This is a genomic window from Candidatus Accumulibacter sp. ACC007 (genome assembly GCF_907163205.1).
GTDB lineage: Bacteria > Pseudomonadota > Gammaproteobacteria > Burkholderiales > Rhodocyclaceae > Accumulibacter > Accumulibacter regalis.
The window spans coordinates 42,715-49,380 of sequence record NZ_CAJQUD010000002.1; the positions used below are offsets into that span (position 1 = coordinate 42,715).

Annotated in this window: 1 protein-coding gene, 2 tRNA genes and 2 rRNA genes; all 5 read left to right on the forward strand. The window is 54.7% G+C overall.

Annotated features, from left to right (window positions below; genetic code table 11):
* Window positions 1-78: 78 nt before the first annotated feature.
* Complete coding sequence (gene tyrS, locus QZ634_RS10715) at window positions 79-1,278, forward strand: tyrosine--tRNA ligase (protein WP_291988211.1); 1,200 nt, start codon at window positions 79-81, stop codon at window positions 1,276-1,278.
* Between the two features lie 492 nt (window positions 1,279-1,770).
* Window positions 1,771-3,308 (forward strand): 16S ribosomal RNA (locus tag QZ634_RS10720).
* Between the two features lie 62 nt (window positions 3,309-3,370).
* Window positions 3,371-3,447, forward strand: a tRNA-Ile gene (locus QZ634_RS10725).
* 76 nt (window positions 3,448-3,523) lie between these two features.
* Window positions 3,524-3,599, forward strand: a tRNA-Ala gene (locus QZ634_RS10730).
* Between the two features lie 242 nt (window positions 3,600-3,841).
* A 23S ribosomal RNA gene (locus QZ634_RS10735) occupies window positions 3,842-6,666 on the forward strand; the annotation flags it as partial.

Genomic DNA, 6,666 nt, shown 5'->3' on the forward strand with positions numbered 1-6,666 from the left:
TCGGCGACAAAACCGCTGCAGTCTAGCAAAAAACCCTGCTTCCCAGAAGCTCTCTGGGCAGAAACCATAGAGGTTTGCATGCGCGCTGTTGAACACGACCTCACGCAGATCAAGCGTGGGTGCGAAGAATTGTTGATTGAAGTCGAGCTGATCGAGAAGCTGAAAAGCGGCCGTCCACTGCGCATCAAGGCCGGCTTCGACCCCACCGCTCCCGATCTTCACCTCGGGCACACGGTGCTGATCAACAAGCTCAGGCATTTTCAGGATCTGGGTCACCACGTGCTGTTCCTTATCGGCGACTTCACCGGCATGATCGGCGATCCGACCGGCAAGAACGTCACTCGGCCACCGTTGTCGCGCGAGCAGATCCTTGAAAACGCCAGGACTTATCAGGAGCAGGTGTTCAAGATTCTCGATCCCGAAAAGACCGAGGTCTGTTTCAACTCCACCTGGTTCGACCCCTTTGGTGCCTCCGGAATGATCCGCCTGGCTGCGCTGCACACGGTTGCACGGATGCTCGAGCGCGACGATTTTGCCAAGCGCTATCGCAGCGGGCAGCCGATTGCCATTCACGAACTGCTCTACCCGCTTTGCCAGGGCTATGATTCGGTGGCCATGAAGGCCGACGTCGAACTCGGTGGCACCGACCAGAAATTCAACCTGCTGGTTGGCCGCGAGTTGCAGAAGCATTTCGGCCAGGCGCCACAGTGCATTTTGACCATGCCGCTGCTCGAAGGGCTGGACGGCGTCAACAAGATGTCCAAGTCACTGGGCAACTACGTCGGAATCAACGAGCCACCGAGCGAGATGTTCGGCAAGCTGATGTCGATTTCGGACGAGCTGATGTGGCGCTACTTCGAGCTCTTGTCGTTCCGCGCCAGCGACGCGATCGAGGCGCTCAAGGGCAGGGTGGCTGGTGGCGGCAACCCGCGCGATGCCAAAGTTCTCCTGGCGCAGGAAATCGTCGAGCGCTTTCATGGCCGAGCCGCCGCCGGGCAGGCGCTCGCCGATTTCGACGCGCGCTTCCGGCATGGTGCGATCCCCGATGACATTGCCGAGGTGTGCTTGCCGGCTAGTGGCTTGTCGCTGGGTGTCGCGCAGGTCCTCAAACAGTCGGGACTCACCGCGAGTACCTCCGAGGCCCTGCGCATGATTGACCAGGGCGGCGTCAAGGTCGATGGTTGTCGGGTCGACGACAAGCAACTCGTCCTGCTTCTCGGGCACAGCTACGTGCTGCAGGTGGGCAAGCGGAAGTTCGCGCGGGTGAGTATTGCCTGAGCCCTGCACGGGTCAAAGGCGGCTCCCGCTGCTGATTTGATCAATGATCCGCGAATTGTTTGGCGAAAGGGTTGACGCCCACTTTTGAGCCTGTATAATTCGCACCTTCGCTGCCGAACACGACAAAAAAACTTTTTAAAATCAAGTTGTTATGTCGCATGCGTGTGGTTGGGAGGTGGCCTTTTGGGGCCGCGCAGGAAGTGGCAGACGATCTTGGCGGGTTTGACGAAACAAGTGTTGACGCCGCCGGAAACGACTGTATAATGCGCCCCTCTCGCTGCTCGGGAACAACGGCAGCACGGCGGTTCGACCAAATGGTCGTTCCACCAGCTCTTTAAAAATGAGACAACCGATAGGTGTGGGTTCTTGATCTGGGACGGTCTGTTTAGGCGGATTGTCAAAAAAGATGGAGTAACTCGCACGGAAGTAAGACTGCTGGTCTGGGGAGACTTGGGCTGGCAGGAAGAACGTCGAGCGAGGGTTTTAGGATTTGAACTGAAGAGTTTGATCCTGGCTCAGATTAAACGCTGGCGGCATGCCTTACACATGCAAGTCGAACGGCAGCACGGGGGCAACCCTGGTGGCGAGTGGCGGACGGGTGAGTAATGCATCGGAACGTGCCCTGAAGTGGGGGATAACGCAGCGAAAGCTACGCTAATACCGCATATTCTGTGAGCAGGAAAGCAGGGGATCGCAAGACCTTGCGCTTTGGGAGCGGCCGATGTCGGATTAGCTAGTTGGTGGGGTAATGGCCTACCAAGGCGACGATCCGTAGCGGGTCTGAGAGGATGATCCGCCACACTGGGACTGAGACACGGCCCAGACTCCTACGGGAGGCAGCAGTGGGGAATTTTGGACAATGGGCGAAAGCCTGATCCAGCCATGCCGCGTGAGTGAAGAAGGCCTTCGGGTTGTAAAGCTCTTTCGGCGGGGAAGAAATTGCTTGGGTTAATACCCTGAGTAGATGACGGTACCCGAATAAGAAGCACCGGCTAACTACGTGCCAGCAGCCGCGGTAATACGTAGGGTGCGAGCGTTAATCGGAATTACTGGGCGTAAAGCGTGCGCAGGCGGTTTTGTAAGTCAGATGTGAAATCCCCGGGCTCAACCTGGGAACTGCATTTGAGACTGCAAGACTGGAGTTTGGCAGAGGGGGGTGGAATTCCACGTGTAGCAGTGAAATGCGTAGAGATGTGGAGGAACACCGATGGCGAAGGCAGCCCCCTGGGCCAATACTGACGCTCATGCACGAAAGCGTGGGGAGCAAACAGGATTAGATACCCTGGTAGTCCACGCCCTAAACGATGTCAACTAGGTGTTGGGAGGGTTAAACCTTTTAGTGCCGTAGCTAACGCGTGAAGTTGACCGCCTGGGGAGTACGGCCGCAAGGCTAAAACTCAAAGGAATTGACGGGGACCCGCACAAGCGGTGGATGATGTGGATTAATTCGATGCAACGCGAAAAACCTTACCTACCCTTGACATGTCAGGAATCCTGGAGAGATTTGGGAGTGCTCGCAAGAGAACCTGAACACAGGTGCTGCATGGCTGTCGTCAGCTCGTGTCGTGAGATGTTGGGTTAAGTCCCGCAACGAGCGCAACCCTTGTCATTAATTGCCATCATTAAGTTGGGCACTTTAATGAGACTGCCGGTGACAAACCGGAGGAAGGTGGGGATGACGTCAAGTCCTCATGGCCCTTATGGGTAGGGCTTCACACGTCATACAATGGTCGGTCCAGAGGGTTGCCAACCCGCGAGGGGGAGCCAATCTCAGAAAGCCGATCGTAGTCCGGATCGCAGTCTGCAACTCGACTGCGTGAAGTCGGAATCGCTAGTAATCGCGGATCAGCATGCCGCGGTGAATACGTTCCCGGGTCTTGTACACACCGCCCGTCACACCATGGGAGCGGGTTCTGCCAGAAGTAGTTAGCCTAACCGCAAGGAGGGCGATTACCACGGCAGGGTTCGTGACTGGGGTGAAGTCGTAACAAGGTAGCCGTAGGGGAACCTGCGGCTGGATCACCTCCTTTCTAGAGAAAAACTGGATCGAGAGCTCACAACCTATCGGTTGTCACAAGCGGCACAAGCGGATGGGTCTGTAGCTCAGTCGGTTAGAGCATCGTCTTGATAAGGCGAGGGTCGTTGGTTCGATTCCAACCAGACCCACCAGCGTATCGGCGGAAGGCGGCGGAAAGTGATTGAGGCCCATCTGGCGGCATGCTGGAGGTGTTGTCACCCGGTACCCGGGGGATTAGCTCAGCTGGGAGAGCACCTGCTTTGCAAGCAGGGGGTCGTCGGTTCGATCCCGTCATCCTCCACCACCCGCAACTTGTGAGATGTCAGGCCTGAAGAGTTTGTGGACTCTTCAGGCCTGACCCCTTACGGGGCTCGTGCTCTTTAACAAAATGGAAGAAGGTAGTATCACCGGTTAAACGCAGTCGGTTTGATGCGTGGAGAGGCCGGTGATACGGTTGTGATTGCATCGATCTCCCTGTTGATTCAGGGAGAGCACAAAGGAGTTGCCTGTAGTCTGGAGGTCTCGCAAGAGAGCTTAAGGTTATAGGATCAAGCGAATAAGTGCATGTGGTGGATGCCTTGGCGATTACAGGCGATGAAGGACGTACAAGCCTGCGAAAAGCTCTGGGGAGCTGGCAATGAAGCTTTGATCCAGAGATATCCGAATGGGGAAACCCACTCCGCAAGGAGTATCCCACGCTGAATATATAGGCGTGAGGAAGCGAACCCGGCGAACTGAAACATCTAAGTAGCCGGAGGAAAAGAAATCAACCGAGATTCCCAAAGTAGTGGCGAGCGAACTGGGAACAGCCTGCAAGTGATAGCAATTGAGTTAGCGGAAGCCTCTGGAAAGTGGCGCCATAGTGGGTGAAAGCCCCGTACGCGAAAACTTGGTTGTGGTACTAAGCTTGCGACAAGTAGGGCGGGGCACGAGAAATCCTGTCTGAACATGGGGGGACCATCCTCCAAGGCTAAATACTCGTAATCGACCGATAGCGTACCAGTACCGTGAGGGAAAGGCGAAAAGAACCCCGGGAGGGGAGTGAAATAGATCCTGAAACCGCATGCATACAAACAGTGGGAGCCCCTTCGTGGGGTGACTGCGTACCTTTTGTATAATGGGTCAGCGACTTACGTTCAGTAGCGAGCTTAACCGAATAGGGGAGGCGTAGGGAAACCGAGTCTGATAAGGGCGATTAGTTGCTGGGCGTAGACCCGAAACCAAGTGATCTATCCATGGCCAGGATGAAGGTGCGGTAACACGCACTGGAGGTCCGAACCCACTAATGTTGAAAAATTAGGGGATGAGCTGTGGATAGGGGTGAAAGGCTAAACAAACTTGGAAATAGCTGGTTCTCTCCGAAAACTATTTAGGTAGTGCCTCAAGTATCACCGACGGGGGTAAAGCACTGTTATGGCTAGGGGGTCATCGCGACTTACCAAACCATTGCAAACTCAGAATACCGTTGAGTGCGAGCTTGGGAGACAGACATCGGGTGCTAACGTCCGGTGTCAAGAGGGAAACAACCCAGACCGCCGATTAAGGTCCCAAAGACATAGTTAAGTGGGAAACGAGGTGGGAAGGCTTAGACAGCCAGGAGGTTGGCTTAGAAGCAGCCATCCTTTAAAGAAAGCGTAATAGCTCACTGGTCGAGTCGTCCTGCGCGGAAGATATAACGGGGCTCAAACTATGCACCGAAATCGCGGATATCCGTAAGGATATGGTAGGAGAGCGTTCTGTAAGCCGTTGAAGGTGTCTTGAGAAGGATGCTGGAGGTATCAGAAGTGCGAATGCTGACATGAGTAGCGATAAAGGGAGTGAAAAGCTCCCTCGCCGAAAGCCCAAGGTTTCCTGCGCAACGTTCATCGGCGCAGGGTGAGTCGGCCCCTAAGGCGAGGCTGAAAAGCGTAGTCGATGGGAAACAGGTCAATATTCCTGTACCTCTTTGTAATGCGATGGGGGGACGGAGAAGGTTAGGTCAGCCGGGTGTTGGACGTCCCGGTTCAAGCGTGTAGGAAGGTCTTTTAGGCAAATCCGGAAGATCAATTCTGAGGCGTGATAACGAGTGGTCTTTGACCGCGAAGTGATTGATACCATGCTTCCAAGAAAAGCCTCTAAGCTTCAGTTACAGAGAGACCGTACCGCAAACCGACACAGGTGGGCAGGATGAGAATTCTAAGGCGCTTGAGAGAACTCAGGAGAAGGAACTCGGCAAATTTGCACCGTAACTTCGGGATAAGGTGCGCCCTGATAGGTTGAAGCCCCTCGCGGGTGTAGGCTGAAAGGGTTGCAGTGAAATGGTGGCTGCGACTGTTTAATAAAAACACAGCACTCTGCAAACACGAAAGTGGACGTATAGGGTGTGACGCCTGCCCGGTGCCGGAAGGTTAAGTGATGGGGTGCAAGCTCTTGATCGAAGCCCCGGTAAACGGCGGCCGTAACTATAACGGTCCTAAGGTAGCGAAATTCCTTGTCGGGTAAGTTCCGACCTGCACGAATGGCGTAACGATGGCCACACTGTCTCCTCCTGAGACTCAGCGAAGTTGAAATGATTGTGAAGATGCAATCTCCCCGCGGTTAGACGGAAAGACCCCATGAACCTTTACTGTAGCTTTGCATTGGACTTTGAACCAATCTGTGTAGGATAGGTGGGAGGCTGTGAAACTGGGACGCTAGTTCTGGTGGAGCCAACCTTGAAATACCACCCTGGTTTGTTTGAGGTTCTAACCATGGCCCGTGAATCCGGGTCTGGGACCGTGCATGGTAGGCAGTTTGACTGGGGCGGTCTCCTCCTAAAGTGTAACGGAGGAGTACGAAGGTACGCTAGGTACGGTCGGACATCGTGCTGATAGTGCAATGGCATAAGCGTGCTTGACTGCGAGACTCACACGTCGAGCAGGTACGAAAGTAGGTCATAGTGATCCGGTGGTTCTGTATGGAAGGGCCATCGCTCAACGGATAAAAGGTACTCTGGGGATAACAGGCTAATACCGCCCAAGAGTTCATATCGACGGCGGTGTTTGGCACCTCGATGTCGGCTCATCACATCCTGGGGCTGTAGTCGGTCCCAAGGGTATGGCTGTTCGCCATTTAAAGTGGTACGTGAGCTGGGTTTAAAACGTCGTGAGACAGTTTGGTCCCTATCTGCCGTGGGCGCTGGAAATTTGAAGGGGGCTGCTCCTAGTACGAGAGGACCGGAGTGGACGAACCTCTGGTGTACCGGTTATGACGCCAGTCGTATTGCCGGGTAGCTAAGTTCGGAAGAGATAAACGCTGAAAGCATCTAAGCGTGAAACTCGCCTTAAGATAAGATTTCCCTGGGGACTTGATCCCCCTGAAGGGTCGTGGTAGACCACCACGTTGATAGGCTG

Excerpts from the sequence above, each read along its gene's own strand:
- tyrS (WP_291988211.1), top strand. The coding sequence starts at position 79 with ATGCGCGCTGTTGAACACGACCTCACGCAGATCAAGCGTGGGTGCGAA.